28 protein-coding genes, 3 tRNA genes, 1 pseudogene and 1 riboswitch are annotated in these 26,002 nt (G+C 52.1%); of the genes and pseudogenes, 22 read left to right on the top strand and 10 right to left on the bottom strand.

Annotated elements, in window-relative coordinates; translation table 11 throughout:
- Positions 1-2: 2 nt before the first annotated feature.
- The gene (locus ACRPFF_RS05470) at positions 3-398 is read right to left on the bottom strand and encodes a cytochrome b (protein WP_432674056.1); all 396 of its coding nucleotides are present in this window, start codon (positions 396-398) and stop codon (positions 3-5) included.
- A gap of 123 nt (positions 399-521) precedes the next feature.
- A complete protein-coding gene (locus ACRPFF_RS05465; protein WP_308018237.1) occupies positions 522-686 on the bottom strand; it encodes a hypothetical protein in 165 nt (54 codons plus the stop codon).
- A 277-nt stretch (positions 687-963) separates the two neighbouring features.
- Here ACRPFF_RS05465 and obgE point away from each other — a divergent pair, with 277 nt between their 5' ends.
- The 9 genes from obgE (at position 964) to ACRPFF_RS05420 (ending at position 8,014) form a co-directional block, all read left to right on the top strand.
- The gene (gene obgE / locus ACRPFF_RS05460; RefSeq protein ID WP_432674032.1) at positions 964-2,118 is read left to right on the top strand and encodes a GTPase ObgE; all 1,155 of its coding nucleotides are present in this window, start codon (positions 964-966) and stop codon (positions 2,116-2,118) included.
- A gap of 160 nt (positions 2,119-2,278) precedes the next feature.
- The gene (locus ACRPFF_RS05455) at positions 2,279-3,088 is read left to right on the top strand and encodes a Dam family site-specific DNA-(adenine-N6)-methyltransferase (RefSeq protein ID WP_411712676.1); all 810 of its coding nucleotides are present in this window, start codon (positions 2,279-2,281) and stop codon (positions 3,086-3,088) included.
- Positions 3,081-3,896: a DNA-methyltransferase gene (locus tag ACRPFF_RS05450; protein WP_432674031.1), complete on the top strand. Its 816-nt coding sequence runs from the start codon at positions 3,081-3,083 to the stop codon at positions 3,894-3,896. Before ACRPFF_RS05455 ends, ACRPFF_RS05450 begins: the two co-directional genes overlap by 8 nt.
- Complete coding sequence (locus tag ACRPFF_RS05445; protein WP_079454083.1) at positions 3,886-4,518, top strand: MutH/Sau3AI family endonuclease; 633 nt, start codon at positions 3,886-3,888, stop codon at positions 4,516-4,518. The genes ACRPFF_RS05450 and ACRPFF_RS05445 overlap by 11 nt, the downstream gene beginning before the upstream one ends.
- A 2-nt stretch (positions 4,519-4,520) precedes the next feature.
- Positions 4,521-5,942: a cysteine--tRNA ligase gene (gene cysS / locus ACRPFF_RS05440; protein WP_432674030.1), complete on the top strand. Its 1,422-nt coding sequence runs from the start codon at positions 4,521-4,523 to the stop codon at positions 5,940-5,942.
- 30 nt (positions 5,943-5,972) lie between these two features.
- The gene (locus tag ACRPFF_RS05435; RefSeq protein WP_211709557.1) at positions 5,973-6,191 is read left to right on the top strand and encodes a hypothetical protein; all 219 of its coding nucleotides are present in this window, start codon (positions 5,973-5,975) and stop codon (positions 6,189-6,191) included.
- 172 nt (positions 6,192-6,363) lie between these two features.
- A complete protein-coding gene (locus tag ACRPFF_RS05430) occupies positions 6,364-7,143 on the top strand; it encodes an exodeoxyribonuclease III (RefSeq protein ID WP_432674029.1) in 780 nt (259 codons plus the stop codon).
- A complete protein-coding gene (locus ACRPFF_RS05425) occupies positions 7,130-7,474 on the top strand; it encodes a hypothetical protein (protein WP_107860453.1) in 345 nt (114 codons plus the stop codon). Before ACRPFF_RS05430 ends, ACRPFF_RS05425 begins: the two co-directional genes overlap by 14 nt.
- 9 nt (positions 7,475-7,483) lie before the next feature.
- On the top strand, positions 7,484-8,014 hold the full coding sequence (locus ACRPFF_RS05420) for an alpha/beta hydrolase (protein ID WP_411712672.1): 531 nt from the start codon (positions 7,484-7,486) through the stop codon (positions 8,012-8,014).
- Positions 8,015-8,139: 125 nt separating this feature from the next.
- On the opposite strand, the gene asd is transcribed toward ACRPFF_RS05420, so the two are convergent.
- Positions 8,140-9,255, bottom strand: a complete 1,116-nt coding sequence (gene asd / locus ACRPFF_RS05415; protein ID WP_432674028.1) for an aspartate-semialdehyde dehydrogenase — start codon at positions 9,253-9,255, stop codon at positions 8,140-8,142.
- 188 nt (positions 9,256-9,443) lie between these two features.
- Here asd and ACRPFF_RS05410 point away from each other — a divergent pair, with 188 nt between their 5' ends.
- Positions 9,444-10,028: an RDD family protein gene (locus tag ACRPFF_RS05410; RefSeq protein ID WP_432674055.1), complete on the top strand. Its 585-nt coding sequence runs from the start codon at positions 9,444-9,446 to the stop codon at positions 10,026-10,028.
- Positions 10,029-10,088: 60 nt separating this feature from the next.
- Here the strand turns inward: ACRPFF_RS05410 and folD are convergent, their stop codons facing one another.
- On the bottom strand, positions 10,089-10,943 hold the full coding sequence (gene folD, locus ACRPFF_RS05405; protein WP_432674027.1) for a bifunctional methylenetetrahydrofolate dehydrogenase/methenyltetrahydrofolate cyclohydrolase FolD: 855 nt from the start codon (positions 10,941-10,943) through the stop codon (positions 10,089-10,091).
- A 376-nt stretch (positions 10,944-11,319) separates the two neighbouring features.
- Here folD and ACRPFF_RS05400 point away from each other — a divergent pair.
- From ACRPFF_RS05400 to ACRPFF_RS05370, 7 genes are all read left to right on the top strand, one after another.
- A tRNA-Pro gene (locus tag ACRPFF_RS05400) sits at positions 11,320-11,397 on the top strand.
- Between the two features lie 24 nt (positions 11,398-11,421).
- A tRNA-Arg gene (locus tag ACRPFF_RS05395) sits at positions 11,422-11,498 on the top strand.
- A gap of 28 nt (positions 11,499-11,526) precedes the next feature.
- A tRNA-His gene (locus ACRPFF_RS05390) sits at positions 11,527-11,602 on the top strand.
- A gap of 216 nt (positions 11,603-11,818) precedes the next feature.
- Positions 11,819-12,325, top strand: a complete 507-nt coding sequence (gene rfaE2, locus ACRPFF_RS05385) for a D-glycero-beta-D-manno-heptose 1-phosphate adenylyltransferase (RefSeq protein ID WP_314169854.1) — start codon at positions 11,819-11,821, stop codon at positions 12,323-12,325.
- On the top strand, positions 12,322-14,100 hold the full coding sequence (locus tag ACRPFF_RS05380) for a bifunctional biotin--[acetyl-CoA-carboxylase] ligase/type III pantothenate kinase (protein ID WP_432674026.1): 1,779 nt from the start codon (positions 12,322-12,324) through the stop codon (positions 14,098-14,100). Before rfaE2 ends, ACRPFF_RS05380 begins: the two co-directional genes overlap by 4 nt.
- Before the next feature lie 11 nt (positions 14,101-14,111).
- On the top strand, positions 14,112-14,996 hold the full coding sequence (locus ACRPFF_RS05375; protein ID WP_432674025.1) for an SPOR domain-containing protein: 885 nt from the start codon (positions 14,112-14,114) through the stop codon (positions 14,994-14,996).
- Positions 14,997-15,486: 490 nt separating this feature from the next.
- Complete coding sequence (locus ACRPFF_RS05370; RefSeq protein ID WP_176608576.1) at positions 15,487-15,666, top strand: hypothetical protein; 180 nt, start codon at positions 15,487-15,489, stop codon at positions 15,664-15,666.
- Positions 15,667-15,759: 93 nt separating this feature from the next.
- Here ACRPFF_RS05370 and ACRPFF_RS05365 read toward each other — a convergent pair whose 3' ends face one another.
- The 6 genes and pseudogenes from ACRPFF_RS05365 to cytX form a co-directional block, all read right to left on the bottom strand.
- Positions 15,760-16,548: a thiazole synthase gene (locus tag ACRPFF_RS05365; RefSeq protein ID WP_432674054.1), complete on the bottom strand. Its 789-nt coding sequence runs from the start codon at positions 16,546-16,548 to the stop codon at positions 15,760-15,762.
- A 75-nt stretch (positions 16,549-16,623) separates the two neighbouring features.
- Positions 16,624-16,818 (bottom strand): sulfur carrier protein ThiS, encoded by a 195-nt coding sequence (gene thiS, locus ACRPFF_RS05360; RefSeq protein ID WP_432674024.1) that lies wholly within the window; start codon positions 16,816-16,818, stop codon positions 16,624-16,626.
- A 114-nt stretch (positions 16,819-16,932) separates the two neighbouring features.
- Positions 16,933-17,580 carry a DUF4304 domain-containing protein gene (locus ACRPFF_RS05355; protein WP_432674053.1) on the bottom strand — a complete coding sequence of 216 codons (648 nt, stop codon included), beginning with the start codon at positions 17,578-17,580 and terminating at the stop codon, positions 16,933-16,935.
- Positions 17,581-17,715: 135 nt separating this feature from the next.
- On the bottom strand, positions 17,716-18,339 hold the full coding sequence (gene thiE, locus ACRPFF_RS05350) for a thiamine phosphate synthase (protein WP_432674023.1): 624 nt from the start codon (positions 18,337-18,339) through the stop codon (positions 17,716-17,718).
- Positions 18,340-18,359: 20 nt separating this feature from the next.
- On the bottom strand, positions 18,360-19,460 hold the full coding sequence (locus ACRPFF_RS05345; protein ID WP_432674022.1) for an FAD-dependent oxidoreductase: 1,101 nt from the start codon (positions 19,458-19,460) through the stop codon (positions 18,360-18,362).
- Positions 19,457-20,692: pseudogene (gene cytX / locus ACRPFF_RS05340) on the bottom strand (putative hydroxymethylpyrimidine transporter CytX). Before cytX ends, ACRPFF_RS05345 begins: the two are co-directional and overlap by 4 nt.
- 64 nt (positions 20,693-20,756) lie before the next feature.
- A riboswitch (TPP riboswitch) is annotated at positions 20,757-20,861 on the bottom strand.
- A 116-nt stretch (positions 20,862-20,977) separates the two neighbouring features.
- Here cytX and tldD point away from each other — a divergent pair.
- The 5 genes from tldD to ACRPFF_RS05315 all read left to right on the top strand — a co-directional run bounded on the left by tldD (position 20,978) and on the right by ACRPFF_RS05315 (position 25,549).
- On the top strand, positions 20,978-22,420 hold the full coding sequence (gene tldD / locus ACRPFF_RS05335; protein ID WP_432674021.1) for a metalloprotease TldD: 1,443 nt from the start codon (positions 20,978-20,980) through the stop codon (positions 22,418-22,420).
- Between the two features lie 149 nt (positions 22,421-22,569).
- On the top strand, positions 22,570-23,229 hold the full coding sequence (locus ACRPFF_RS05330; protein WP_432674020.1) for an amino acid ABC transporter permease: 660 nt from the start codon (positions 22,570-22,572) through the stop codon (positions 23,227-23,229).
- Positions 23,219-23,887: an amino acid ABC transporter permease gene (locus ACRPFF_RS05325; protein ID WP_432674019.1), complete on the top strand. Its 669-nt coding sequence runs from the start codon at positions 23,219-23,221 to the stop codon at positions 23,885-23,887. Before ACRPFF_RS05330 ends, ACRPFF_RS05325 begins: the two co-directional genes overlap by 11 nt.
- A 1-nt stretch (position 23,888) precedes the next feature.
- Positions 23,889-24,620 carry an amino acid ABC transporter ATP-binding protein gene (locus ACRPFF_RS05320; protein WP_432674018.1) on the top strand — a complete coding sequence of 244 codons (732 nt, stop codon included), beginning with the start codon at positions 23,889-23,891 and terminating at the stop codon, positions 24,618-24,620.
- 74 nt (positions 24,621-24,694) lie between these two features.
- On the top strand, positions 24,695-25,549 hold the full coding sequence (locus tag ACRPFF_RS05315; RefSeq protein WP_432674017.1) for an amino acid ABC transporter substrate-binding protein: 855 nt from the start codon (positions 24,695-24,697) through the stop codon (positions 25,547-25,549).
- Positions 25,550-26,002: the final 453 nt, after the last annotated feature.

Genomic DNA, 26,002 nt, shown 5'->3' with positions numbered 1-26,002 from the left:
AATCAACGGACACGCCCCGTCATGCGGTACAGCACGTCTTTGCCTTGAACACGGTGGACGACGACCATGGCGACGTGTCCGGCGACGGCGGCAAACAGCAGCCAGCCCAAATTGCCGTGGAACGTGTTGCCTAAGTTTGCCATCCACTCGATTTTTTCCGGCGAACCCTGCATTACTTCAACGCCGAACACTTTCAACGGGCCGCGGCCGCTGCTGTATTGTCGGATCATGCCGATAACGGGAACGGCAAGCATGAGCAGATACAGAATGCCGTGTCCTGCCGCCGCAGCCTTGCTGTCGCTTTGCGGACGCTTGGCGCGGTTGGCAACCGCCCACACGATGCGCAATGCAATCACCGTCAGCGTGAGGAAACCGAAAGGTTTGTGCAGGCCGAACAGGCTGCCCGCCTATTCCGCCTCTTCGTATAGTGGATTAACAAAAACCAGTACGGCGTTGCCTCGCCTTAGCTCAAAGAGAACGATTCTCTAAGGTGCTGAAGCACCAAGTGAATCGGTTCCGTACTATTTGTACTGTCTGCGGCTTCGTCGCCTTGTCCTGATTTTTGTTAATCCACTATAAATCGTCCACAGGACAATGGTGGTCAGAATGCCGATGAAACCGGCAACGGTCAGCCAGTGCAGCGCGCGTGTCAACGGGTCGTAAACGGCAGGCTGGTTTGTGTCCATAAAAAAACCTTATTATATGTAACGGTTTAAACGGACATTCCGTCGGGTCGGAATGTCAAAAAGGCGCGATTGTACAAAAGAAGTTGGATATATTTTGTTTGCAGGCTGAAGATTTGCTTAAAAATTCATTAAGATGGGCGGAGCAAATAGTTTTGGTACGGCGTGTTGAAATACCGCTTATCCCTTATAATAGCGTCCGAAATTCTGTTCAGACGGCATCAAAACACACGCCATGCCGGCTGAACCCCCATTTGAAACCAACAAACAAGAGCATTGAATGAAATTCATCGACGAAGCAAAAATCGAAGTCGCCGCAGGCAAAGGCGGTAATGGCGCAACCAGTTTCCGCCGCGAAAAATTCGTACCGCGCGGCGGCCCGGACGGCGGCGACGGCGGCAAAGGCGGCAGCGTCTGGGCAGAAGCCGACGAAAACACCAACACCCTCGTCGAATACCGCTTCGTCAAACGCTACCAAGCCAAAAACGGCGAAAAAGGCCACGGTTCCGACCGTTACGGCGCAGGTGCGGACGACATCGTTCTCAAAATGCCCGTCGGCACCCTCATCCGCGACCTCGACACTGACGAAATCGTCGCCGACCTGACTTATCACGGTCAGCGCGTCTGTCTCGCCAAAGGCGGCAAAGGCGGCTTGGGCAACATCCACTTCAAATCTTCCGTCAACCGCGCCCCCAAACAATCCACCCCCGGCGAAGAAGGCGAAACCCGTTCCCTGCAACTCGACCTCAAAGTCCTCGCCGATGTCGGCTTATTGGGTATGCCCAACGCCGGCAAATCCACCCTGATTACCGCCGTATCCGCCGCCCGCCCCAAAATCGCCAACTACCCCTTTACCACCCTGCATCCGAATTTGGGCGTGGTACGCATCGACGAAAACCACAGCTTCGTCATGGCCGACATCCCCGGTCTGATTGAAGGCGCGGCAGAGGGCGCAGGCCTCGGCCATCGTTTCCTTAAACACTTATCACGCACCGGCCTGCTGCTGCACGTCGTCGATTTGGCGCCCTTCGACGAAACCGTCAACCCCGCCGAAGAAGCACTTGCTATCATCAACGAATTGCGCAAATACGACGAAGAACTCTACGGCAAACCGCGCTGGCTGGTACTGAATAAACTCGATATGCTCGATGAAGAAGAAGCCCAAGCGCGTACCGCTGCCTTTCTCGAAGCCATCGGCTGGGACTACCCCAAACCAGACGACCGTTTCCAATTCGACATGGAAACCCCGCGCCTCTTCCAAATCAGCGCCCTGACCCACCAAGGCACGCAGGAATTGGTACACCAAATCAACCAATACCTGACCGAGAAAAAACGTATCGAAGCTGAAAAAGCCGAAGCGGAGAAAGCGGCGGTAAATGTTGAAATTATCGAACATCAGCCTAAAACGGATACTGGCGTGTTTAAGCCGGAGTGAAAAATTTCAGACGGCCTATTGATGACGTTAAAGGCCGTCTGAAATTCAACAAAGTATTCTTAGAAAGAATCGTAACGACCACGAACAAGCTAATCGTCTACAGGCGATTATTAAGTAACCGAATATGATATAGCCGCTTACGGGCGACTATGAGCAAGATATGTCCAAACCCTTTCTGAAATGGGCTGGAGGGAAGTATAAACTTGTCCCCTTTATTGAAACCCACATCCCCATAAAAAAACGAAAACGCCTGATTGAACCGTTTTCAGGCTCTGCTGCCTTATCACTATCTTTGGATTTTGAGAGGTATTTGCTCAATGACATTAATACTGACTTGATTGTTCTGTTTTCAAACTTAAAAACAGAAAAGCATAGTTTTATCAACTACGCACATTCTTTCTTTATCCCTGAAAATAATAACGAAAAAAAATATTATGACTTACGTGACAGATTTAACCACAGTACTGACACCATTGAGCGCGCAGCTTTGTTTGTTTATCTGAACCGCCATGCCTTCAACGGATTGTGCCGTTACAACAGCAAAGGCTGTTTCAACGTACCGTTCGGACGCTACAAATCTCCTTATTTTCCCGAAACCGAAATGCAGGCTTTTGTACAGAAATCCGAACGGATAGATTTGATCTGCAGCGATTTCCAGATGGCATTAGATGCAGCAGAAGATGGCGACACCGTTTATTGCGATCCACCTTATGCACCTTTGAGCGAAACCTCGTCCTTTACCTCCTACTCCAAAAGCGGTTTCGATTTGGACGAACAAAAACGCTTGGCAGAAACTGCCAAACAAACAGCACGGCGGGCGCACGGTATTCTAATTTCCAATCACGATACCACATTTACCCGTGAGATTTACCGTGATGCTGTTATTAAAACAGTCGAAGTTCAACGCAGTATTGCCGCCAAAGGAAGCAGCAGGAAAAAAGTCGGAGAATTACTAGCAATTTATGAGTGAATTTAACAAACTATCGGAAGAAGTAGCACATTATGGACGCAGTCTGAAAAAACTGGTTTCAGACGACTCCATTATTTATAACGAAGACTCTCTTCATGTGATGCGCCGTATCTTGGACAAACACTCGGATGGCTGTTTTGATATGATTTTTGCCGATCCTCCTTATTTTTTATCCAATGATGGCTTTACCTGCCAAAACGGGCAAATGGTTTCCGTCAATAAAGGTAGTTGGGATAAATCTAAAGGCATGGTGGCGGATTTAGTTTTTTACGAAGAATGGCTGCGCTTATGCTATGCCTTGCTAAAACCGAATGGCACGATTTGGGTATGTGGCACATTTCATAATATTTATCTGATCGGCTACTTAATGCAGACCATCGGGTATCATATTCTGAACAATATTACCTGGGAAAAACCTAATCCCCCACCTAATTTGTCCTGCCGATTTTTTACCCATTCCACCGAAACACTGTTATGGGCAAAGAAAGATAAGAAGGCAAAGCATATTTTCCATTACGACATGATGAAAATACAAAACAATGGCAAACAAATGAAAAGTGTCTGGATGTTCCCACCACCAAACAAAACGGAAAAAACGTTCGGTAAACACCCAACGCAAAAACCGCTAGCATTGCTAGAGCGCTGTATATTAGCTGCATCTAATGTTGGCGATTTGATTTTCGACCCATTTATGGGCAGTGGAACAACAGGTGTTGCTGCTATAAAAAATGGACGGAAATTTTGCGGATGTGAGATGAAGCAAGATTTTTTTGAATTGGCAGAGAAAAGGATAACTAATGGAACGTAGAGAGGCTATTGTGAAAATGCAGGATTTACTTGGAAAGAACCTACATGATTTAGCAAGAGAATATAATGTTACTGTCTATGCTCCATCAGGAAAAGTTAATAAAGGGTGGGCGGGACATGTAGTAGAACGTTTTTTGGAGTTGCCGTTAAATTCTGCCCAATCACCCAACTTCGGTTCATGGGAATTAAAATCTATCCCAATAAAAACCCTAAGAAATGGTAGATTAGCATTCAAAGAAACGATGGCTATTACTATGATTGATCCTGTTAATGTTTGTCAGAAAGAATTTGAAGATAGCCACTTACTATCAAAATTAAAAAAAGCAGTCGTTGTTGCAAGAACTGTTGGGAGAACTGTTGATGACCCTAGTTTTGTTTATGATATTGTCGAATTTGATTTGAATGAAGGTTCTGATTTATATGAATCAGTAAAAGCTGATTACAATTTAGTACGTCAGACCATTCTAGACCCAAATAAAGGATTTAATTTCCTGACAGGCAAGATGGGTATATATATCCAACCAAGAACAAAAGGATCAGGGCATGGTTCTACATCCAGAGCATTTTATGCTCGTCCTTCATTTTTGGCTAAATTCATTAATTTAAATAGTACAGAAAATTAAACATGACCACCATCTACAACACCCTTACCCGTCAAAAAGAACCCTTCACTCCCATCGACCCTGAAAACGTGCGTATGTACGTCTGCGGCATGACTGTTTACGACTATTGCCACTTAGGCCATGCCCGTGTGATGGTGGTGTTCGACATGATTGCCCGTTGGTTGCGTGAGTGCGGTTATCCGCTCACTTATGTGCGCAATATCACCGACATCGACGACAAAATCATCGCCCGTGCGGCTGAAAACGGCGAAACCATCGGCGAGCTGACTGCGCGTTTCATTCAGGCCATGCACGAAGATGCCGATGCTTTGGGTGTGTTGCGTCCGGATATTGAGCCGAAGGCAACGGAAAACATCCCGCAAATGATTGCCATGATTGAGACCCTGATTCAAAACGGCAAGGCATACCCTGCCGCAAACGGCGACGTTTACTATGCCGTGCGCGAGTTTGCCGCTTACGGACAATTATCGGGTAAATCGTTGGACGACCTGCGCGCAGGCGAGCGTGTGGAAGTCGATGGTTTCAAACGCGATCCGCTTGATTTTGTGTTGTGGAAAGCGGCGAAAGCAGGCGAGCCGGCATGGGAAAGCCCTTGGGGCAATGGCCGTCCGGGTTGGCATATCGAATGCTCTGCCATGAGCGAAAACCTGTTCGGCGATACCTTCGATATCCATGGCGGCGGTGCGGATTTGCAGTTCCCGCACCACGAAAATGAAATCGCTCAAAGCGTCGGCGCAAGCGGTCATACCTGCGGTCATGACCACGCGCAAACCCACCACGGGCAAAGCATCGCCAGCCACGTCAAATACTGGCTGCACAACGGCTTCATCCGCGTGGATGGCGAAAAAATGTCGAAATCGCTGGGCAACTTCTTCACCATCCGCGAAGTATTGAAACAATACGACCCTGAAGTTGTGCGTTTCTTCATCCTGCGCGCCCACTACCGCAGCCCGTTGAACTATTCCGACGCGCATTTGGACGACGCGAAAGGCGCGTTGACCCGTCTATACACCACCTTGAAAAACACGCCTGCCGCCGCGTTTGATTTGTCCGAAAATGCCAACGACTACACCCGCCGCTTCTACGCCGCCATGAATGACGATTTCGGCACGGTTGAAGCCGTTGCCGTGCTGTTCGAACTGGCAGGAGAAGTGAACAAAACCAATGATGCGCACCTTGCCGGCTGCCTGAAAGCCTTGGGCGGCATCATCGGCTTGCTGCAACGCGATCCGATTGAGTTCCTGCAAGGCGGCGCGGTTTCAGACGGCCTCTCCAACGAAGAAATCGAAGACTTAATCGCCCGCCGCAAACAGGCTCGCGCGGATAAAAACTGGGCGGAGTCCGACCGCATCCGCGACCTTCTGAACGAACACAAAATCATTTTGGAAGACAGCGCCGGCGGCACGACTTGGCGGCGCGGTTGAACTGTATCGGAAAGGGCAAAAGTAATAAACATGGAAGATGTTATTAATAATATTAAAATCAGATTAAAAGATCTTGGATTTAACCCGGAAGACTTTCTGGAAATAAAAAAAATATCTAATATTATCAATAATAAGCAAAATAATTTTAATAGATGGATTTATAGTTTGCATAGAGTACTCTATGAAATTGGATTAAACGATAAAGAATTGGATGACTTATTAAATAAATTACTAGATTATGGAGAATAAGATAAGAGGTGTTTTTGTGAAAAGTACCGCCTTTTGCCCTTTTTTCGTTTTCAGACGGCATTTCCCGCTTGACGCCCCGCCGTTTTCAGCAGGCAGGACCGAATGGGAAATACCGGGCGGCGCACCGGGTGCCGCTTTGTGTATGGGAACATTGTGAGAACTTATTTTTATTATGCTTAAAATCATTTCCGCCAACGTCAACGGCATCCGCTCCGCTTATAAAAAGGGATTTTACGAATACATCGCCGCATCGGGCGCGGACATTGTCTGCGTGCAGGAACTCAAAGCGCAGGAAGCAGATTTGTCTGCCAATATGAAAAATCCGCACGGGATGCACGGCTATTGGCATTGTGCCGAGAAGCGTGGTTACAGCGGCGTGGCGGTGTACAGCAAACGCAAACCCGACAATGTGCAAATCGGTATGGGCATTGAAGAATTCGACAGGGAAGGGCGGTTTGTGCGTTGCGATTTCGGCAGGTTGAGCGTTATTTCGCTTTATTTGCCCAGCGGCAGCAGCGCAGAAGAACGCCAGCAGGTGAAATACCGTTTCCTCGATGCGTTTTACCCTATGCTCGAAGCGATGAAAAACGAAGGGCGCGACATTGTCGTCTGCGGCGACTGGAACATCGCCCACCAAAACATCGACCTGAAAAACTGGAAAGGCAATCAGAAAAATTCGGGCTTCCTGCCCGAAGAGCGCGAGTGGATAGGCAAAGTCATCCATACGCTGGGCTGGACGGATATGTGGCGCACGCTTTATCCCGATGTGCCGGGCTACACGTGGTGGAGCAACCGTGGGCAGGCGTATGCGAAAGATGTCGGGTGGCGCATCGATTATCAGATGGTTACGCCCGAACTTGCCGCCAAAGCCGTGTCCGCACACGTTTATAAAGACGAAAAATTTTCCGACCATGCGCCGCTGGTCGTGGAGTATGACTATGCTGCCGAATAAAGTTTTGGGTAAATATGATTGGAATGTGGACGGAAAAACCGGCATCGGCGCGGCATGGGTTGTCGCTGCGTTTATCCTGCCCATGTTGGTGTGGGCGATATTTATGTTGTCGAGGATGCAGGGCTGGCTTGCGCCGACCAAGGCAAACCCGATATGGGCGTTGGTGTGGCTGCTGATTTGTCTGCCCTGCCTGCTGATTGCGGCCAAATGTTTGGGTTGGAAAGGCTGGCGGCGGGTGGTGAATATTTTTGTCTGCCTGACCGTCTGCGCCATATTGAGCGTACCCGCTTCGCTGCTCATCGCCTTTACCCTCCGGGACCTGCTGAAATAGGCGGGCGGTATGCAGGGTTTTGAACTCGAAGATTTGACGCTTTGGCTGATACGCGATGCCGGAGAGGATCAGATGTGGATAGACCGTTGGGCGGTCAGTTATCCCGTCGTGCAGATGTCCGAAGCATCGGCCGGTCAAAGCATAGGGGAATGGCAGGCAGGGCTTCAGACGGCATTCGAATGGATACAGGGCAGACATATCGCCGTTGTCGCACACGGAGCGGGCGCGGCCGCATTCTTGGCGTGGCTGTATCGGGCAGACATCCTGACCCGGAAGAAAATTGCCAACATCATCCTTGTACCGCAGCGTCCCGATATTTTCTCTGATGATGCGGAACACACCTTCCGGCGCGTGCGCTGTCCTTGCCGTGCCGCATTGGTTGTACCCGAACACGGGGGCGTGCCGCACGGTTGGGCGCAAAAACAGGCAGATACGTGGAACGCCCGCCTTTTGCTGTACCCGCATCCGGGCAGTTTGAACGGCATGCTCGGCGGCTGGCAGTGGGGTATGAAGCTGATGCAGGAAATGTTGTTGGCGTGAACGCTTGCTTTATCGGAATTTCGACCATAGCCGGAAGTCTGCATATTGGGCATTTCGGCGGCTGGGGTTGCAAGGAAAATGCCGTCTGAAACAGGATTCAGACGGCATTTCCATTCAAACAGGGTTTACAGGCTGCCCAACACGATGCGCAACACGCGGCGCAGAGGTTCGGCCGCGCCCCACAAGAGTTGGTCGCCGACGGTGAACGCGCTGATGTATTCGCCGCCCATACCCAGTTTGCGGATGCGTCCGACAGGGACGGACAGCGTGCCGGTAACTTTGGCGGGCGTCAGCTCGCGGATGCTGGCTTCTTTTTCGTTGGGGACGACTTTCACCCAGTCGTTCGCGCCTGCCAAAATCGCTTCGATTTCGGAAACAGGCAGGTCTTTTTTCAACTTCAGAGTGATGGCTTGGCTGTGGCAGCGCATAGAACCGATGCGGACGCACAAGCCGTCGATTACGGTCGGATTGTCGCTGCGGCCGAGGATTTTGTTGGTTTCCACGCCGCCTTTCCATTCTTCTTTGGACTGGCCGTTGCCCAAATCCACGTCGATCCACGGAATCAGGCTGCCGGCGAGCGGTACGCCGAAGTTGGCTTTCGGATAGTCTTCGCTGCGTAGGAAATCGGACACTTTGCGGTCGATGTCGAGAATCGCGCTGGAAGGATCGGCAAGCTCGTCCGCCACTTGGGCGTGAATCGCGCCCATGCCGCTGATGAGTTCGCGCATATTTTTCGCGCCCGCGCCGGAAGCGGCTTGATAGGTCATGCTGGTTGCCCATTCGACCAAATCGTTTTGGAACAGGCCGCCCAAAGCCATCAGCATCAGGGAAACGGTGCAGTTGCCGCCAATGTAGTTTTTCACGCCGTTTTTGAGGCCGTTGTCGATGACGTTGCGGTTGACGGGGTCGAGGACGATAATCGCGTCGTCTTTCATGCGCAGTGAAGACGCCGCGTCAATCCAGTAGCCGTTCCAGCCGCTGTCGCGCAGGGGTTGGAATACGGATTTGGTGTAATCGCCGCCTTGGCAGGTAACGATGATGTCCATTTTTGCCAGCTCGGCAACGTTGTTCGCGTCCAATAATGTTTTAGCCGCCTGACCGAAATCAGGGGCTGCACCGCCGACGTTGGAAGTGGTAAAGAAAAATGCTTCGGGAATGTGGGCGAAGTCGTTTTCTTCTTTCATACGCTGCATCAAAACCGAACCGACCATACCGCGCCAGCCGACGAAACCTACTTTCATGTATTGCTCCTTGAGGAAAATCGTTAATAAAATTATGTATGGCGTAAAGAAAGCGTTTTAACGCCGTATTGGGAAAATGTAAAGTTCTTTATCGGGATTTCTTTAAATATTGGCGTTTTCGGTGTCAGGACGGTAGAATCGGGGTCAGTTAAGAACCATTATCAGGAAGAAACATGGAAGAAAGAAACATGGAAGAAAGAAACAACTATATCGGTGTGGCCGGTGTCGGCAGGTCTGACATTCAGGAAATCGAGGTAACGGTTGCCGGTGCCGGAGACCGGATACTTGCGGCCCTGCTGAACCAATTGTTTACCTTTTTGGTTTTGTTGGTGCCGTTTGTCGGACTGATTGCCTTAGTCATCAAGAATGAAGGCAGGATTGGCAGCGGCGAAGAAATGTTCGGGCTGCTTTTTGGCATGACTTCCTTTTGGGTCGGACTGGCGGGCATTTTGGCGTACACCGTCGTTCAAATCTACTATATGAGCAGGGACGGGCAGTCATTGGGTAAGAAAATCATGAGAATCCGCGTGTTGAAAACCGACGGTCGTAATCCCGGTTTTGTCGGTACGGTTTTGGTACGCGAAATTGCATGGTCGGTTTTGGTTGCCATTATTGCCACCGTTATCGGTCTTGCAGTAGGTGAAAACGGAGAAAACGCCATCAACCTGCTGGCATTTCTTGCCAACTTTGTCCTGCTCTTTATGGTCAAACGCGACCGCCGCACGCTTTACGACATGATGGCGGATACGGTTGTCGTCAAGCTGCCCAAATAAACGGACACGGCAAAATGCCGTCTGAAAGCCTTTCAGACGGCATTTTATCTTCAGAACCGCTCAAGCATCGTGCAGCAAAGCCGCGTGCAGGGTGTTTTCCATCAATGTGGCAATCGTCATCGGGCCCACGCCGCCGGGAACGGGCGTAATCATCGCCGCCCGTTCTTTTGCCGTTTCAAATTCCACGTCGCCGCACAGGCTGCCGTCGTCCAGACGGTTGATGCCCACATCAATAACGACCGCGCCGGGTTTGATCCATTCGCCTTTGACAAAGTTCGGAATGCCTACGCCGACCACCAAAATATCGGCCCCGGCAACCTCGTCTGCCAGATTTTCGGTCGCACTGTGGCAGACCGTTACCGTTGCGCGCGCCAGCAGCAGTTCCAAAGCCTGCGGGCGGCCGACAATATTCGACGCGCCGACTACGACCGCTTTTTTCCCCTTCGGATCAATACCGTAAGCCTCCAAAAGCGTCATCACGCCCTTGGGCGTACACGGGCGCATCAGCGGCATTTTGACCGCCAGCCTGCCGACATTGTAAGGATGGAAGCCGTCCACGTCCTTATCCGGCGAAATACGTTCCAAAACCGCCTGGCTGTCGAGGTGCTTCGGCAGGGGTAGCTGAACCAGAATACCGTCCACTTCGGAATCGGCGTTCAGGCGGTTGACCAGTGCCAACAGTTCTTCCTGCGATGTTGATTCGGGCAGTTCGTACGACAGCGACTTGATGCCGCATTTTTGGCAGGCGGTTTTCTTGTTGCGGACATAAACTGCGCCGGCAGGGTCGCCTCCGACCAAAACCACGGCCAGGCAAGGCGTGTGCAGATTGTCCTGTTGGCGTTGCGCCACCGCTTCGGCAATCGCCTGCAGGCGTTTTTGCGAAACTTCTTTACCGTTGATCAGTTGTGCCGACATATCCGTCCTTTTGTTTAAACAGGTAGAAAATGCTGAAAATTATCGCATTTTCCGTATATTTTTACAGCAGGATGCCGAAAATAAATTTGCCCTGAAATATAGTGGATTAACAAAAACCAGTACGGCGTTGCCTCGCCTTAGCTCAAAGAGAACGATTCTCTAAGGTGCTGAAGCACCAAGTGAATCGGTTCCGTACTATTTGTACTGTCTGCGGCTTCGTCGCCTTGTCCTGATTTTTGTTAATCCACTATAAAATACGGCTGTTTGGACGGATTAAATATTTTTTCAAATCAAAAAACTATATTTTCCATCTTGGTGTTTTGAAAATAAATGTTGACGCATCTTTCCTTGAACTGTATAGTTCATCTCTTCAAGTCGGGGCGTAGCGCAGCCCGGTTAGCGCATCTGCTTTGGGAGCAGAGGGTCGTGAGTTCGAATCCCACCGCCCCGACCAATCAATCAGCACGAATCGGCATGAGCGCCCGTAGCTCAACCGGATAGAGCACCGACCTTCTAAGTCGGGGGTTACAGGTTCGATTCCTGTCGGGCGTGCCAAGATTTTTGATTGCAAACCGTTTTTATGGTGGCTGTAGCTCAGTTGGTAGAGCCCCGGATTGTGATTCCGGTTGTCGTGGGTTCGAGCCCCATCAGCCACCCCAGATAAAGACCTGTACTTTTTGGTACAGGTCTTTTTCCATTTGTGCTCATTATTTGCATCAGTCATATTGGTGCGGCGGATATGCCGTCTGAAGCTGTTTTCCCTGTGGGGAAAGGGTATTTTAGATGGGGCATGTGCGCCTTCGGCTTTGCCTTTCGTATATGCTTCTGTATCATGTAGGTTTTCTGTCTTTTATGGTTTCTGTCGGAGGCTTTTGATGGTTGGCCATTGGTCTGTTCCTGATTTTGAATCGAAAATCTGTCCGCCTGAGGCTTTGTCCGAACGGTTGGCTCGGTTGCCGCGCCCGCTGGTGTTTACCAACGGCTGTTTCGACATCCTCCACAGGGGGCACGTTACTTATCTGGCGCAGGCGCGTTCGAAAGGGGCGGCCTTGGTGCTGGCGTTGAATACCGATGCTTCGGTGCGGCGTTTGGGCAAGGGCGGCGACCGTCCGGTCAATCCTTTGGAGAACCGTGCCGCCGTTGCCGCCGCTTTGGAAAGTGTGGATTTGGTAACGTGGTTTGACGAGGATACGCCGGCGGCGTTGATTGAGGCGGTCAAACCTGAGATTTTGGTCAAGGGCGGCGATTGGGCCGTGGATAAGATTGTCGGGGCAGTGGAAACGTTGGCGCGCGGCGGCAAGGTGTTTTCAATTCCGTTTCTGCACCAGACTTCGACGACGAAGACTTTGGCAAAAATCCGTGCGGCAGAGGGCGGAAAATGACGGTTTTGAAGCCTTCGCACTGGCGGGTGTTGGCGGAGCTTGCCGACGGTTTGCCGCAACACGTCTCGCAACTGGCGCGTATGGCGGACATGAAGCCGCAGCAGCTCAACGGTTTTTGGCAGCAGATGCCGGCGCACATACGCGGGCTGTTACGCCAACATGACGGTTATTGGCGGCTGGTGCGCCCCTTGGCGGTTTTCGATGCCGAAGGTTTGCGCGAGTTGGGGGAAAGGTCGGGTTTTCAGACGGCATTGAAACACGAGTGCGCGTCCAGCAACGACGAGATACTGGAGCTGGCGCGGATTTCTCCGGACAAAGTACATAAGGCCTTATGCGTGGCTCATCTGCAAAGTAAGGGCAGGGGGCGGCAGGGGCGGAAGTGGTCGCACCGTTTGGGCGAGTGTCTGATGTTCAGTTTCGGCTGGGTGTTTGACCGGCCGCAGTATGAGTTGGGTTCGCTGTCGCCTGTTGCGGCAGTGGCGTGCCGGCGCGCCTTGTCGCGTTTGGGTTTGGAAACGCAAATCAAGTGGCCAAACGATTTGGTCGTCGGACGCGACAAATTGGGCGGCATTCTGATTGAAACGGTCAGGGTGGGCGGCAAAACGGTTGCCGTCGTCGGTATTGGCATCAATTTCGTGCTGCCCAAGGAAGTGGAAAACGCCGCTTCCGTGCAATCTCTGTTTCAGACGGCATCACGGCGGGGAAATGCCGATGCCGCCGTGCTGCTGGAAACATTGCTTGCGGAACTGGACGCGATGTTGGCGCAATATGCGGAAGAAGGGTTTGCGCCATTTTTAAAGGAATATGAAACGGCCAACCGCGACCACGGCAAGGCAGTATTGCTTTTGCGCGACGGCGAAACCGTGTGCGAAGGCACGGTTAAAGGCGTGGACGGACAAGGCGTTCTGCACTTGGAAACGGCAGAGGGCGAACAGACGGTCGTCAGCGGCGAAATCAGCCTGCGGCCCGACGACAGGCCGGTCTCTGTTCCGAGGAAGCGGGAACCGGAACGTTTTTTGCTGTTGGACGGCGGTAACAGCCAGCTCAAGTGGGCATGGGTGGAAAACGGCATATTTACAGCAGTCAGCCGTGCACCGTACCGTGATTTGTCCCATTTGGGCGCGGAGTGGACGGAAAGGGCGGATGAACGCGTCCGCATTGTCGGTTGCGCCGTGTGCGGGGAATCAAAAAAGGCACAGGTTCAGGAACAGCTCGCAAGTACAATCGAATGGCTGCCGTCTTCCGCTCAGGCTTTAGGCATACGTAATCACTACCGTCATCCCGAAGAACATGGTTCCGACCGTTGGTTTAACGCCTTGGGCAGCCGCCGTTTCAGTCGCAATGCCTGCGTCGTCGTCAGCTGCGGAACGGCGGTACCGGTTGATGCGCTCACCGATGACGGGCATTATCTCGGTGGAACCATCATGCCCGGTTTCCATCTAATGAAAGAATCGCTTGCCGTCAAAACGGCCAATCTAAACCGTCCTATCGGTAAAGTTTATCCGTTTCCGACCACGACGAGCAATGCTGTTGCCAGCGGTATGATGGATGCGGTTTGCGGCTCGGTTATGATGATGCACGGGCGTTTGAAAGAAAAAATCGGGGCTGGCAAGTCTGTCGATGTCATCATTACCGGCGGCGGTGCGGCAAAAGTCGCAGAAGCCATGCCGTCTGCGTTTTTAGAAGCCAATGCCGTGCGCGTTGTCGACAACCTTGTTATTTACGGGTTGTTGAACATGATTGCCGCCGAAGGCAGGGAATATGAACATATTTAGGGAATACAGAGATGAAATGGCTATTTATCCTTTTGGTTGCGATTAATATTGCCGTATTCGGCGGTACGGTAGGCTATAAACTGACACTGAAACAGGCCGGCAGGATACAGGAGGCACAAAATGCCGCAAACAATTTGCAGGTTCAACCAGTTGCCCCAACTATGCCAGTTGTTCGGAATATTCCAGCATCCGATCCTGCCGTTCGGACGGCATCTGAATCGGATACAGGCGTACTGCTCAAACAGGGCGACATCCTGAGCGAAGAACAGGCGGAGCAGTTGCGCTTGAAAAAAGAAGCGGAACAGAAAAAACTGAAAGAGAAAAAACAGCGTGAAGAAAAAGCACGCCGAGAAAAACTTGCCGCCGAAAAGGCAGGCAAAGAGGGGGGAGACAGTGAAATGAATACTGCGCCGGACGGACGTGCTTCATGTGCGGCGCAGGCAAGCCTCACGATGGACGAAGACGACTACCATCGCATCAAAGGACTTCTGGGCAAATGGTCGCACGTTGCCAGCAGGAGCGTTGAAAAACGTACCGCCAAAGCCAAACCTGCCGACAAAACCTATCGCGTCGTCCTGCCCGTTTCCGCCGATGCCGAAAATCAGGCGGCGGAGCTGTCTGCCAAAGGTTTCAACCCCATACCGTTTGACGGCGCATTGAGTTTGGGTGTCGGCAACAGCCGGGAAAACGCCCAAGCCCTGCAAAACCGGCTTGCAGGCGCAGGATTCGGCGGGGCGCATATTGTTGAACGCGCTGCGGAAACCAGCCGGCAGGACGATTCTTTGAGCGTGTCGCGTATGACGGTTTTGTTTACCGGCGTGAATGCCGCCGATGCGGACGAAATCCGTAAAATCACGTCCCCATACGGCAAACTGAACCTCAAGTCTTGCAAATAAGCGCGAAAGCCGGACAATAAATGCCAAACCCACCGCGAAGGTGGGTTTGGCATTTCGGTTTTGAGTATCTGATATATAAAAAGGGAATGTATGTCTCGTATATGCCGACTCCAAGTGTGAAAGTGAATGATGAGGGAATACAGTGTTTAATGGTTCGGAATTGACGACTTCCGAGTGGTTTTAATTATACGCTAATAATAATAATTATCAATAAAAATTTAAAAATAAATGTGGATTTTTTGTAACACGATGAAAAATAAACAAATTAAACTATTTGCCGATGTTTGTGATTCGGGTCGGCAAACTTTCATTGTGCCGGACAAATCGGGGTCGGCAGGCATAGCTGAGGGCTTCGTGCCTGACGGAAATAAGGTTGCCCGTGTTTGAACATCCGTCCGATTTGGCGCGGACAGGGTTGTCATTCGGGGGTGTTTGAGTGTGGATTCGGGGATGCAAAAGCGGTGAAACCGTTGCGGATGAAGGCTTACGGATGGCTTTAGGTATTTTTAAATGTATTCAAACAACAACAAAACGCTTCTTCTGTTGCCGTACTTGGGGCTTGCGTGGCAGCCTGCGCACCGTGGAGGCCGGGTGTTTCGTTGGTTGCGGTGTCGGGGCGGGCGGCAAGGTTTTCCGGCTGGTTTCCCTGTTCCTCACGACAAAGCCGTGATGCCGGGGAATGGCGGTTTGTCCGTTTCAGGCTGCCGCCGTTTTGAGCCGCGATGCCGTCTGAAGCCTTCAGACGGCATTTTTGCCGCCTTTTTCAATATTCCGCCGAATGCCAAAACGGTTGTCCGACTGTCGGCGTACTGGCTTGCGCTTTGGTGCGAGCCTCGACCGGTTCGGCTTCAAATGCCAGCCGTCCGGATTCGACGGCGAGGGCGAAGGCGCGCGCCATATTGACCGGATCGCCGCTGCGGGAAACGGCGGTGTTNAAAAGCACGCCGTCAAAGCCCCATTCCATCACTTGCGCCGCTTGAGAAGGCAAGCCCAAGCCCGCGTCGATAATCAGCGGCGTGTCGGGCAGGCGTTCGCGCAGGACGTTCAACGCGTAGGCGTGAACCGCGCCCAAACCCGTGCCGATCGGAGCCGCCCACGGCATCAACGCCTGACAGCCCGCGTCGAGCAGGCGGCGACAGGCAATCAGGTCTTCGGTGCAATAAGGCAGCACTTTAAAGCCGTCTTTAATTAGGATTTCCGCTGCTTCGACAAGTTGGAACACGTCGGGCTGCAAGGTGTCGTCGTCGCCGATGAGTTCGAGCTTAATCCAATCGGTTTCAAACACTTCGCGCGCCATCTGCGCCGTCGTAACCGCTTCCTGCACGCTTTGGCAGCCTGCTGTGTTCGGCAGCACCGGGATACCGCTTTCTTCCAATAGCGACCAAAACCCTTGCCCGTGCGCCTCCCCACCGCTTCCCGCGCGGCGCAGCGAGACGGTAATCATCGCAGGCTGGGCGGTTTGGATGGATTGTTTGAGGATTTCGGGGGTCGGGTAGGCAGCCGTACCGAGCAGCAGCCGTGAAGGGAAAGTTTCTCCGTATAGGGTGAGCATAAAAATTCCTTGATATGTTTGGGATACGATGCCGTCTGAAAGCCGGAGGCGTGCCTTTGGGGTTTCAGACGGCATTCAGCCGCCGACGACGGGGCGGACGATGTCGACTTTGTCGTTTTCGTTCAAAACCGTTTCCGCATACGCGCCTTTGGGGACGAAAACGGTGTTCGCCGCCACGGCAAAAGGCTGTTGCGGCGCGGTTTGGGCGATGAGGTCGGCAATGGTCGTGCCGTGAAGTTCGGCGGGTTCGCCGTTTAAGATGATGTTCATGGTTTCTCGATATTTCGGTGTTTATAGAGGTTTTCAGACGACCTTTGTAAATGTTGGGTTGCAAGCGAACCTGCAACATTTGCGTCCATTAATATTTTTATGTTCAATTATTTATTATTTTTCTATTTCAATCCCATTAATATAGGCAAATTTAATCATAGTATCTCCAACAAATTCACATATGTCTAATGAAATGCTTTCCTTTGGTAATTCATTCAAAGAATTATAAAAACCAATATACTTTTTTCTTAATTTGTCTTTTTTGATTATTTTATTAAAATACTGCTGCGCCTTAGCTTTTCCGCTAAAATAATAGATGTAATACAATAAATTATAGTCATTCATATCCTCATTTATAATTTTTTCAATATTAGTTTCTGTGTCCTCAAAATCGTCAAATAACGGTATTATATGCTCCCTTATGAGTTTGCTAACATCCTCTACCGTATATTTATAGCTTGCTCCTGCTAACTGCCACCAAGTCCAAGGTTTTCTATTTATCAAACTCCCTAACTCTCCGCCATATATAAAACCATTATTGATATTTGCCTTTTTCATATCTTTTGAGTAAATGGCGATATGTGGAATAAATTGCACGCTACATTGATAATTGTGCCTATCAGCCTGAAAATAGATTTCAAATGTAATATCCCTGTTTTTAGATACTCTCTTTAATTTCTGCCATTTAGAAATTATCTTAAAATCAGGAAATTTACTTGCTATTTCTTGCCATGCTTTTTCACATAACTCTCTTGGTTTCATTGTTATCAAATTGCTCCTTATGTATCTTTTTAAAATTTTAAAATATGATAAAAATGAATAAAATAAAAAATAAATTCCTCTGTAAATATATTATCTGGTACGTCTGGTTTTAGACTTTATTATTTTCAGACGATCTTATTTATTTTTATTCCACAAAGCCTGAAACGCTTTAACCACCGCTTCGGGATTTGCCGCTTCGGTCACGGCACGGACGACGGCGAGTGAGGAAACGCCGGTTGCCAATACCTCTTCAGCATTGTTCAAATCGATGCCGCCAATGGCGACGACGGGCGTGCCGCCTGCCTGTTTCACATATTCGCGCAGTTTGTCCAAGCCTTGCGGGGCGGTGGGCATTTGCTTGGTCGTGGTCGGGAAAATCGCGCCGCTGGCGACGTAGCTGGGGTGTACGGACAGGGCGCGGTCGAGTTCGGCGACGGAGTGCGTACTCAAACCCAAGCACAAACCGGCGGCGGCGATGGCGGCAAGGTCGGCGGTGTCCATATCTTCTTGTCCGAGATGTACGCCGTACGCGCCTGCTTCTATCGCTTCGCGCCAGTGGTCATTGATGAAAAGCTGCGTACGGCTGCCCTGACAGGCGGCGACGCAGCGGGCGATTTCGCGTTTCAATTCATCGCCGTGCAGGGTCTTGCAGCGCAGTTGCACCGTGTCGGCACCTGCTTCGACCATGCGCTCCACCCAATCGGCGGTGGGAACGACGGCGTAGAATTTGAGCGGGGATTTTAGGGGCGGGAAGGTCATGGGGTTCCTTTCAGACGGCTTTAATCTTGTCTTCGGATATACGCCAAACCGCTTTCTTCATCACGTTCGGGTGCGTCTTTTCCGTCAAACAGTACCACTGCCAATCTGACGGCGGCGGCGGTTACAGCGGGAGAAATCATGAAACCGTGGCGGAAAAGGCCGTTGATTTCCATCAGGCGTCGGGCGCGGTTGTAACGGATTTCGGGGTTGTGGTGATTGAGCGTGGGGCGCAGGCCGGTAGCGATTTCGAGGATGTCGGCTTCGCCGAAGGCGGGGTGGACAGCATAGAGTGCGGATAAAAGTTCCAGCCCTGAACGCACGCTGGCAGGAGCTTGGCTTTCGCTTTCGATTTGGGTCGCGCCGATGACGAAGACGTGGTTTTCTTTTGGGGCGATGTAGAGCGGATAACGCGGGTGCAGCAGACGCACGGGGCGGTTGAGCGTGATTTCGGGTGTGTAAACCCGCGCCACTTCGCCGCGTATGCCGCGCAAGGTGCTGGTGTGTTCGGGGGATTGGTTCCACGCGGTTTTTGCGCCGTAGCCGCGGCAGTCGATCAGCCAGTCGTATTGGGCTTGCAGGTCTTCGGGGGCGCATTCGTGTTCCCAATGGCAAGGGACGTTCAGTTCGTCCAAAGCGTCGGCAAGTGCAGACAATATTTGCCGCCCGTCGAGCTGGCCTTCGGTCGGCAGGTAGATGCCGTCTGAAAAACGTCCGCCGAGTTGCGGTTCGCGTTTGGCGATGTCGTCGGCGCGCCAACGGACGATTTCGTCATCCGCTACGCCGCCGCGTTTGAGATGGCGGACGAACTCGTTGGATAAAGGTTTGTCCTGCCCGTGCCACACAATCAGGCTGCCGTTTTCCTGCATCATAGCAGGCGTTTTCAGACGGCCTCTGATGTTGCGCCAAAGCGGAATGCTCTGCCTGCCCAGTTTGATGACTTCAGGCGTGGCTTCGACCGCTTCCGCCGCAGGCGCGAGCATGGCGGCGGCAACATAAGCGGCGGCGTGTTCACCTTGGCGGGTGCCTTTGTCGAAAAGTGCAATCTGATAACCTTGTTCTGCAAGTTGCAGTGCGGTCAGCCTTCCTGAGAGGCCGCCGCCGAGGATGGCGATACGGGTCATGACGGGTTCCTTTGTATGTCGGATGATTTTTTAAACGGTAGGCGTACCGATACGGTGGCAATGGCGGTAGCAATCATTACGGGCGCGGTTAGGCCGATGCTGCTTTCCCAGCCTGCCGACAGCAGGAAGCGGTAGAGGATGAAGCCGGCCAGCCACAGAATCAGTCCGGCAAAGTCAAAGCCTTCAATCTCCTCACGCCGTTTTAAGACGAAGAAGTCGGCAATCAAAACGGCCGCCATCGGCGCAAATACTGAGCCGATCAAGAGAAGGAAGTTTTCATATTCGGTAACGGGCAGGAGGACGGCAAGCACCGTGCCGACAACGGCGACGGCAATGGCGACGGGTGTTTCCGAAAGTTTGGCGGAAATATTGTTGGCACTTACGCCGGCGGAGTAGGCATCGAGAAAAGTGGTGGTAACGGTCGACAGGACGACTGCCAGAATGCCCGTTATGCCCAAGCCCGCGCCCAACAGGATTTTTGCCACATCGGTTTCTCCGGTGAACAACGCCGCTGCCAAACCTAAGGCATACATCCAGCAGCCCGTCAGCGTATAGGCGAGCGTTGCCGTCAGGGTTGCCGCAAACGGGCGGTGTGCTTGGCGCGTGTAGTCGGCGGCCAGCGGCAGCCAGGAAAGCGGCATGACGGCGGACAGTTCGACTGCCGTTCCGAAGCTCATGCCGTCTGAAACCTGTGCGGCGGTGCTGCCTGCCGTGGAAAAGACTTCGGCACTCAGCCACAGAACCGCCAACAGCATCAGCACCATCGAACCGGTTTTCAGCCATCCTGTTTTGCGTGCGCCGAAAATCAGCCACAAGACAATCAGCGCGCCGTTGGCCAAAGCCCACCAGGAAAACGACCCGTTTTGCCAGAGCATTTTGCCCAGTGCGGAACTTGCCGCCGCACCCGAATAAATCATGACGGCCGTCCAGCCGACCAGTTGCAGCACGTTCGCCGCCGAAAATAAGACGGAACCGCCTGTGCCGAACGACAGGCGTATGCTTTCCATCGCGCTTTTTTGCGTGAATGCGCCGATATATGCCGCCGCGAAAAACAATATGCCGCCGATAGCATGGCCGATCAGCAGTGCCGCCAAACCGCGTTGCCAGCCCAAGGGGGCGAGCAGAGTCCCCGTGCTGATTTAGGCAATCGATACCGCCGCGCCGAACCAAATCAGCCCGATGCCGGCAGCGGAGGCGGCAGACGAAGGTTGTTGTGAAATATTGCCCGACATATGACGTCCTTTAAAAAGAAGGAAGGTGGGCGGGGAAGTGCGGAAAGGGAACGGAAGCCCGAACGGGCAGGGAAGGTTTGTTTCCTACGCAGGCATTACCCCGACAGGTTCTACGGATTTTGCTTTCGCAATCTCAGCCGCCCGGCGGGCAGCACTCCGACAAAGAGCTTTAAGTGTACACAAAAGCAGGGGATGTTGGCAAAAATCTTACATTTCAGGCGGCACGATACATTTTCATAACAAATGCCGTATAATCGGCCCACTGATTTTTTATGCTCCGACACCATGCATCAAACCTATTATGCCGTACAGCGAGATTTGCTCGAAGCCAACCATCTTTCTCCCGATTTGCTCGCCCAAAGCCTGAGCATTATCGGTGCCAACCATGTCGATTATGCCGATATTTATTGTCAGCGCACCGCTTATGAAAGTTGGCATCTGGAAGAAGGCATCGTCAAATCAGGCAGCTTCCAAATCGATCAGGGTGTGGGCGTGCGTGCCGTTTCGGGCGATAAAACTGCTTTTGCCTACGCCGACAGCCTGTGTATTGATTCGATCAACCGCTCTGCCAAAGCAGTGCGCGTGATTGGTGCGGCCGGTGGCGAAGCCAGTGTCAAAGTGCCGACACCTGCCTACGGCAAGCCTGTCCACATGGCGATGGATCCTATTGCCAGCCTTGATTCCGCTGCCAAAGTCGCGTTGTTGAACAAAGTCGAAACGCTGGCCAAAGCCGCCGATCCGCGTATCGTGCAAGTGATGGCCGGTTTGACCTGCGAATACGATATGGTGTACATCGCCCGTTTGGACGGTAAACACGCCGCGGATATTCGTCCGATGGTGCGCCTGAACGTTACCGTTATCGCCAAGCAGGGCGAGCGTCGCGAGCAGGGCAGCGCAGGTGGCGGCGGACGTTATGATTTGGCGTATTTCGATGAAACTTTGGTACGGCAGTTTGTCGATTCCGCCGTCAAACAAGCCCTGATTAATCTCGAATCCCGTCCTGCGCCTGCCGGTGAGATGACCGTCGTTTTGGGCAACGGCTGGCCGGGCGTGTTGCTGCACGAAGCGGTCGGACATGGTTTGGAAGGCGATTTCAACCGCAAAGAAACCAGCGTTTTCTCCGGACGAATCGGCGAGCGCGTGGCCGCCAAAGGCGTTACCGTCGTTGACCAAGGTAATATTGCCGACAGACGCGGCTCGCTCAATATCGACGACGAAGGCAACGAAACCCGCCGCACCGTATTGATTGAAGACGGTATTTTGGTCGGCTATATGCAGGACGAAACCAATGCCCGCCTGATGGGCACGCAATCGACCGGCAACGGCCGCCGTGAAAGTTACGCTTCCGCCCCTATGCCGCGTATGACCAACACCTTTATGGAAAACGGCGGCTACGAACCCGACGAAATCATCGCGTCCATCGACAAAGGCATTTACGCCGTCAACTTCGGCGGTGGACAAGTGGACATTACCAGCGGCAAATTCGTGTTCAGTGCATCCGAAGCGTGGTGGGTGGAAGGCGGTAAGCTGCAATATCCCGTCAAAGGCGCAACTATTATCGGCAACGGCCCCGAAGTGTTGAAACACGTCTCCATGATAGGCAACGATACTGCGTTGGATAGCGGTGTCGGCGTGTGCGGTAAAGAAGGGCAGAGCGTCCCTGTTGGCGTGGGGCAACCGACCTTGCGGATTGATGCCGGACTGACCGTCGGCGGTAGCGAAATCTGACGCGGAATCCGGCACGATGCCGTCTGAAAGGTTTTCAGACGGCATCGCCTTATTCTTTTTTCCGATGTTTGATATTCCCAAGCATTCTTTAACATTATCTTGCAAGTTCATTAAAATACCGCCTTTCGTTAAGCTGATTTCTGATTCTGATGAACTGGCCTTATTTAATCGATGCCGTCCCCAAATTCGCCGATGCGGCAAAGCTGACGCTGGAATTGTCCGTTTACGGCGTTGTTTTGTCGTTGCTGTTCGACCTGCCCGTCGCCGTGGTAACGGCATACCGCATCCGCCCCTTCTACGCATTGGCGCGCGCCTATATCGAGCTGTCGCGCAATACGCCCCTGCTGATCCAATTGTTTTTCCTGTATTACGGCCTGCCGAAAATGGGCATTAAATGGGACGGTTTCACCTGCGGCGTGATCGCACTGGTTTTCTTGGGCGCAAGCTATATGGCAGAAGCCATCCGCGCCGGTATTTTGTCCGTCCCAAAAGGACAGATTGAAGCGGGCAAGGCCATCGGTTTGAGCCGATTTCAAGTCTTCCGCTATGTCGAATTGCCTCAGGCATGGGCGGTCGCCGTTCCCGCCATCGGCGCAAACGTATTGTTTTTGATGAAAGAAACATCTATCGTCAGCGCGGTCGGCATTGCAGAATTGTTGTTCGTTACCAAAGACATCATCGGCATGGACTATAAAACCAACGAAGCCTTGTTCCTGCTGTTTGCCAGCTACCTGATCATCCTTCTGCCCGTTTCGCTTCTGGCGCGCTGGGCAGAAAACCGCGTACGGAGTGCAAAATATGGTGTTTGACTGGCTGTTTGAAGGACAAAACGCGGCGCGCTTGGGCGAAGGCCTGCTCTTAACGGCACAAATTTCTTTAATCTCTGTTGCGGCTTCTTGCGTATTGGGCACGCTGTTCGGCTTGGTTTTGCGTTCGCGCAACCAGCTCATCCGCTTTATCGGACGGTTTTATCTCGAAACCATCCGCATCGTGCCGATTTTGGTGTGGCTGTTCGGCCTGTATTTCGGTTTGTCTGTGTGGACGGGCATACATATCGGCGGATTTTGGGTCTGCGTCTGGGTATTTTCCCTGTGGGGCATCGCCGAAATGGGCGATTTGGTCCGCGGCGCATTGGAATCGATTGAAAAACACCAGGTCGAATCAGGCCTGGCACTCGGCTTGAGCCGCGGGCAGGTATTCCGCTACATCGAGCTGCCGCAAAGTATCCGCCGCGTCTTGCCCGGCGCAGTCAACCTGTTCACGCGCATGATCAAAACCAGCTCGCTCGCCTCGCTTATCGGCGTGATTGAAGTGGTCAAAGTCGGGCAGCAAATTATTGAAAACTCGTTGCTGACGCAGCCCAATGCTTCATTTTGGGTTTACGGCCTGATTTTTATGCTGTATTTCTTCTGTTGCTGGCCGCTGTCGCTACTGGCTGCAAAACTTGAACAAAAATGGGAACACTGACATGGCTTTACTGAGCATCCGCAAGCTGCACAAACAATACGGCAACGTAACCGCCATCCAATCCTTAGACTTGGACTTGGAAAAAGGCGAAGTCATCGTACTGCTGGGTCCGTCCGGCTGCGGCAAATCCACACTCCTGCGCTGCGTCAACGGTTTGGAATCGCACCAAGGCGGCAGCATCGTGATGGACGGCGTCGGCGAATTCGGTAAAGACGTTTCCTGGCAAACCGCCCGGCAAAAAGTCGGCATGGTCTTTCAAAGCTATGAACTGTTTGCCCATATGACCGTCATCGAAAACATCCTCTTAGGCCCGGTAAAAGTACAAAACCGCAACCGTGCCGAAGCAGAGGCGCAAGCCGACAAGCTGTTGGAGCGCGTCGGACTGCTCGACCGCAAAAACGCCTATCCGCGCGAACTCTCCGGCGGCCAGAAACAGCGCATCGCCATCGTCCGCGCCCTGTGCCTGAATCCGGAAGTCATCCTGCTGGACGAAATCACCGCCGCACTCGACCCCGAAATGGTGCGCGAAGTCTTGGAAGTGGTTTTGGAACTCGCCCGCGAAGGCATGAGCATGCTCATCGTAACCCATGAAATGGGGTTTGCACGTAAAGTTGCCGACCGCATCGTCTTCATGGACAAAGGCGGCATCGTCGAATCGTCCGACCCCGAAACCTTCTTCTCCGCACCCAAAAGCGAACGCGCCCGCCAATTTCTTGCAGGTATGGACTACTGATTTACCGTAAACCGTCCGAACCCCCTTTCAGACGGCATTTCATCCCAAGCAAACATTCAAAAAGGAGATTCCCAATGAAACTGAACGCAAAATTCAAAGCACTACTCGCTTCAACAGCCATCGCCGTGGGTCTGACCGCCTGCGGAGGCGGATCCGGCGATGCCCAATCTTCACAAAGCAGCGGCGCGGCAACCGTTGCCTCCATCAAGGAAAAAGGCGTCATCCGTATCGGCGTATTCGGCGACAAGCCTCCGTTCGGCTATGTTGATGCCAACGGTAAAAACCAAGGTTTTGACGTTGAAATCGCCAAAGACCTGGCCAAAGACCTGCTCGGCAGCCCCGACAAAGTCGAATTCGTCCTGACCGAGGCCGCAAACCGCGTCGAATACGTCCGTTCCGGCAAAGTCGACCTCATCCTCGCCAACTTCACCAAAACACCCGAACGCGCCGAAGCGGTCGATTTTGCCGACCCCTACATGAAAGTGGCCTTGGGCGTAGTTTCCCCCAAAGACAAACCGATTACCGACATGGCGCAACTGAAAGACCAAACCCTGCTGGTCAACAAAGGCACCACCGCCGACGCCTTCTTCACCAAAAACCATCCCGAAGTCAAACTGCTGAAATTCGACCAAAATACCGAAACCTTCGACGCACTGAAAGACGGCCGCGGCGTAGCACTCGCCCACGACAACGCCCTGCTGTGGGCATGGGCAAAAGAAAACCCGAACTTTGAAGTCGCCATCGGCAACCTCGGCCCTGCCGAATTCATTGCACCGGCCGTTCAAAAAGGCAACGCCGACCTCCTGAACTGGGTCAACAGCGAAATCGCCGCCATGAAAAAAGACGGCCGTCTGAAAGCCGCCTATGAAAAAACCCTGTTGCCCGTATATGGCGAAAAAGTCAAACCAGAAGAATTGTTGGCCGAATAAGTTTATTTGACAAGAAAATCCGTATCCGCATTTGAAGGCGGGTGCGGATTTTTTTTCAGCCGCCGAAAATATCGAAAGTCCAAAGGAAAAATCAACTATCTCATTGTTTTCTTTATTTGTTTTATCATTCTTGTATGTACGGAAATCAAGTTCGTCCGGTTTTGCCTGTGTTTGAATTTCGGGCAACTTTCAAATCGTCATTCCCGAAAAACGCTTCAGCCTTATGTTTCCGGATGACCGTTTTTGTGGGAATGACGGCGGAGCGTTTCTTTTATTCGGATAAATTCCTACGGTATTGAAACGGCGATAAGGTGTTTTTCTTTATTATATAGTGGATTAAATTTAAACCAGTACGGCGTTGCCTCGCCTTAGCTCAAAGAGAACGATTCTCTAAGGTGCTGAAGCACCAAGTGAATCGGTTCCGTACTATTTGTACTGTCTGCGGCTTCGTCG

Source organism: Neisseria sp. SLRRB23 (genome assembly GCF_050896295.1).
Taxonomy (GTDB): domain Bacteria; phylum Pseudomonadota; class Gammaproteobacteria; order Burkholderiales; family Neisseriaceae; genus Neisseria.
Note: the sequence above shows the minus strand (reverse complement) of the source record. Positions and strands in the feature narration are given on the sequence as shown.

What these genes read in the sequence shown, in the direction of transcription:
- ACRPFF_RS05465 (WP_308018237.1), bottom strand. Translation starts at nt 686, where the DNA reads ATGGACACAAACCAGCCTGCCGTTTACGACCCGTTGACACGCGCGCTG.
- obgE (WP_432674032.1), top strand. Translation starts at nt 964, where the DNA reads ATGAAATTCATCGACGAAGCAAAAATCGAAGTCGCCGCAGGCAAAGGC.
- ACRPFF_RS05455 (WP_411712676.1), top strand. Translation starts at nt 2,279, where the DNA reads ATGTCCAAACCCTTTCTGAAATGGGCTGGAGGGAAGTATAAACTTGTC.
- ACRPFF_RS05450 (WP_432674031.1), top strand. Translation starts at nt 3,081, where the DNA reads ATGAGTGAATTTAACAAACTATCGGAAGAAGTAGCACATTATGGACGC.
- ACRPFF_RS05445 (WP_079454083.1), top strand. Translation starts at nt 3,886, where the DNA reads ATGGAACGTAGAGAGGCTATTGTGAAAATGCAGGATTTACTTGGAAAG.
- cysS (WP_432674030.1), top strand. Translation starts at nt 4,521, where the DNA reads ATGACCACCATCTACAACACCCTTACCCGTCAAAAAGAACCCTTCACT.
- ACRPFF_RS05435 (WP_211709557.1), top strand. Translation starts at nt 5,973, where the DNA reads ATGGAAGATGTTATTAATAATATTAAAATCAGATTAAAAGATCTTGGA.
- ACRPFF_RS05430 (WP_432674029.1), top strand. Translation starts at nt 6,364, where the DNA reads ATGCTTAAAATCATTTCCGCCAACGTCAACGGCATCCGCTCCGCTTAT.
- ACRPFF_RS05425 (WP_107860453.1), top strand. Translation starts at nt 7,130, where the DNA reads ATGCTGCCGAATAAAGTTTTGGGTAAATATGATTGGAATGTGGACGGA.
- ACRPFF_RS05420 (WP_411712672.1), top strand. Translation starts at nt 7,484, where the DNA reads ATGCAGGGTTTTGAACTCGAAGATTTGACGCTTTGGCTGATACGCGAT.
- asd (WP_432674028.1), bottom strand. Translation starts at nt 9,255, where the DNA reads ATGAAAGTAGGTTTCGTCGGCTGGCGCGGTATGGTCGGTTCGGTTTTG.
- ACRPFF_RS05410 (WP_432674055.1), top strand. Translation starts at nt 9,444, where the DNA reads ATGGAAGAAAGAAACAACTATATCGGTGTGGCCGGTGTCGGCAGGTCT.
- folD (WP_432674027.1), bottom strand. Translation starts at nt 10,943, where the DNA reads ATGTCGGCACAACTGATCAACGGTAAAGAAGTTTCGCAAAAACGCCTG.
- rfaE2 (WP_314169854.1), top strand. Translation starts at nt 11,819, where the DNA reads ATGGTTGGCCATTGGTCTGTTCCTGATTTTGAATCGAAAATCTGTCCG.
- ACRPFF_RS05380 (WP_432674026.1), top strand. Translation starts at nt 12,322, where the DNA reads ATGACGGTTTTGAAGCCTTCGCACTGGCGGGTGTTGGCGGAGCTTGCC.
- ACRPFF_RS05375 (WP_432674025.1), top strand. Translation starts at nt 14,112, where the DNA reads ATGAAATGGCTATTTATCCTTTTGGTTGCGATTAATATTGCCGTATTC.
- ACRPFF_RS05370 (WP_176608576.1), top strand. Translation starts at nt 15,487, where the DNA reads ATGGCTTTAGGTATTTTTAAATGTATTCAAACAACAACAAAACGCTTC.
- thiS (WP_432674024.1), bottom strand. Translation starts at nt 16,818, where the DNA reads ATGAACATCATCTTAAACGGCGAACCCGCCGAACTTCACGGCACGACC.
- ACRPFF_RS05355 (WP_432674053.1), bottom strand. Translation starts at nt 17,580, where the DNA reads ATGAAACCAAGAGAGTTATGTGAAAAAGCATGGCAAGAAATAGCAAGT.
- thiE (WP_432674023.1), bottom strand. Translation starts at nt 18,339, where the DNA reads ATGACCTTCCCGCCCCTAAAATCCCCGCTCAAATTCTACGCCGTCGTT.
- ACRPFF_RS05345 (WP_432674022.1), bottom strand. Translation starts at nt 19,460, where the DNA reads ATGACCCGTATCGCCATCCTCGGCGGCGGCCTCTCAGGAAGGCTGACC.
- tldD (WP_432674021.1), top strand. Translation starts at nt 20,978, where the DNA reads ATGCATCAAACCTATTATGCCGTACAGCGAGATTTGCTCGAAGCCAAC.
- ACRPFF_RS05330 (WP_432674020.1), top strand. Translation starts at nt 22,570, where the DNA reads ATGAACTGGCCTTATTTAATCGATGCCGTCCCCAAATTCGCCGATGCG.
- ACRPFF_RS05325 (WP_432674019.1), top strand. Translation starts at nt 23,219, where the DNA reads ATGGTGTTTGACTGGCTGTTTGAAGGACAAAACGCGGCGCGCTTGGGC.
- ACRPFF_RS05320 (WP_432674018.1), top strand. Translation starts at nt 23,889, where the DNA reads ATGGCTTTACTGAGCATCCGCAAGCTGCACAAACAATACGGCAACGTA.
- ACRPFF_RS05315 (WP_432674017.1), top strand. Translation starts at nt 24,695, where the DNA reads ATGAAACTGAACGCAAAATTCAAAGCACTACTCGCTTCAACAGCCATC.